The following is a 1,837-nucleotide window of genomic DNA, read 5'->3' as shown; positions in this document are numbered from 1 at the left end:
GTCACCAACGCCACGGTTGACGAACTGTGGCGAGCCATCCTGGAACCCCGAGGTCTCACTTTCGTTCGAACAGGGCGCACGATTCGAATATTCCCGGCATCGCACACCGGCGCACCGTAGGCAAGTCTTGTACCGCTGAGTTTTTCTCACTCGTCAAGCGCTGGTTTTACTGGGAACGCCGCCAGCCGTGCACCTCCACGAGGGGTGGATTGGCGTCGTCTTCGACGAGCGGAATGGGTTTTTCATAGAGCGCCTGCCTGACAAGGGGCTTGTCCTGGGACAGTGGTAAACTCGTGCCGGACGCACTCGGTGCTGACTGTCCCTCCTCGGCGGGTTTCATTCTGGTCTCCGAACCCGATTCTTGCTTGAACGTGGGAGTGGGCTGCGTGCTGGAACTTGCCGGGGGAAGCGTGGGGACCGTCGTGGCTGGCGATGACGACCAACTACTCGTGGTGCTTGAAGCGCAACTCGCACAGCCGGTGCCAGCCGTCACGTCATAGCCTCCGGCCGTTACCACGCCACTTTCCACCGGAGCGCACACCGTTGAGGTCGTTGCGGCGGGAATGTACTCGTACGTGGCAAAATAGGCTGTGGACCAGGTCGGTGTGGACGACACCAAGGGCCAGTAGCCCGCTCTCCGAGCCCTCCAGTTAGCGAACGGACGCCAGGGGAAAAGGCGGCGTCGCGGCTCGTACACAATTTGAACCGGCCGATAGGTGACAACCGGAACCATCGCGGGGGTCGCCGGTGGAGAGGCCACCGCGTACGGTGTGGCGACGGGCAGGTAGCTCGTCGTGCTCACCACAGGAGGCGTCAACGACGGGGCCACACGATAGACCGTCGTGGCACCGGGTGTCACGGGCAGATAGGTTACCCGATAACTTGTCGTGGCCACCGGCGCAGAGGACACGACCGGCATGTAAGTGGTCACTGGTGTGTACGCTACTCCGACGGGATATCCCCCGTAACCGGCCGTGTAAGTGGTCGGGCGATTAAACAACCGTCCCAGCAGGCATTGGGCATCCGCAACGGAACCAATGGCCAGCCACATCCCCATCATCACGGCCGAGTACACAGCAAGTTTCGTTTTCATTGTTGTTATCCTTCGGGTTCTGATCCCCTCGATTTTGGGTCGTTAAATACCCCGTCCACGCAGCCGCCGGTCGGCAGCATGAGGCTTTTCCTTTAATAATTGTGACTCAAAATAAGCGCGGACGAGAGAGACCTGCGGTCTCATCCAGGAGAAATGTCCGTCTTAAACGTACCACCTGTGCGGCCTGTAACGGTTGGGTAAACCAGTGAACCGGCTTTTCGCACCCCCAGCGTCTCGTCATCCCAACCGCTGCCCAGGTTCACCGCGCGATGGCCATGCTCTCGAGCATTTCAGTCCGTCACGAAAAATTTGCCAAATCCTTGACTAGACTGCCCCGGTTCCGCACAATGGTTACCGACGCCTGGATCACCCGTCCTCAGAAAACGTCTTGTCCATCCCGTTTGACCAGATTAGCCACGGGGGTATGGCCATGCGGCATGCATTCATGAAGTCCGAGGGGTCAGCGGGCAGAAATGGTAGCTCCGGTTGTCTCGCAAAACAATTGCTGCACACGACTGGAGTTTTCATGACACTCCTGGGTGTGCTCGTTGTCGTTGGGCTCGCTTCAGGTTGCCGCAGATCGCAATCCCAATTCAAGGTTGAAGAGGTGGAGCCCCTCCCTGCGGAACCGCAGCCGGTCGCCGCTCCACCGCAAGAACCGATGACAATCGCACCGATTGAGAGCGTCACCCTGCGACCCGGTGAAAACGTCTCACGCAAGGTTCAGGTCGATCGGAAGGGCCG

2 protein-coding genes are annotated in these 1,837 nt (G+C 59.4%); one reads left to right on the top strand and one right to left on the bottom strand.

Features of this window, described 5'->3' with window-relative positions:
* Positions 1–166: 166 nt before the first annotated feature.
* Positions 167–1,093: a hypothetical protein gene (locus H5U08_RS17470; protein ID WP_297036040.1), complete on the bottom strand. Its 927-nt coding sequence runs from the start codon at positions 1,091–1,093 to the stop codon at positions 167–169.
* A gap of 526 nt (positions 1,094–1,619) precedes the next feature.
* On the opposite strand from H5U08_RS17470, the gene H5U08_RS17465 reads away from it, so the two are divergent.
* Positions 1,620–1,837, top strand: a 218-nt coding sequence (locus H5U08_RS17465) for a hypothetical protein (RefSeq protein WP_297036037.1), incomplete at its 3' end; no start/stop codon positions are given.

It is taken from the genome of Thermogutta sp., from assembly GCF_014359955.1.
GTDB lineage: Bacteria > Planctomycetota > Planctomycetia > Pirellulales > Thermoguttaceae > Thermogutta.
This window is presented reverse-complemented; position numbering and strand designations above follow the sequence as displayed.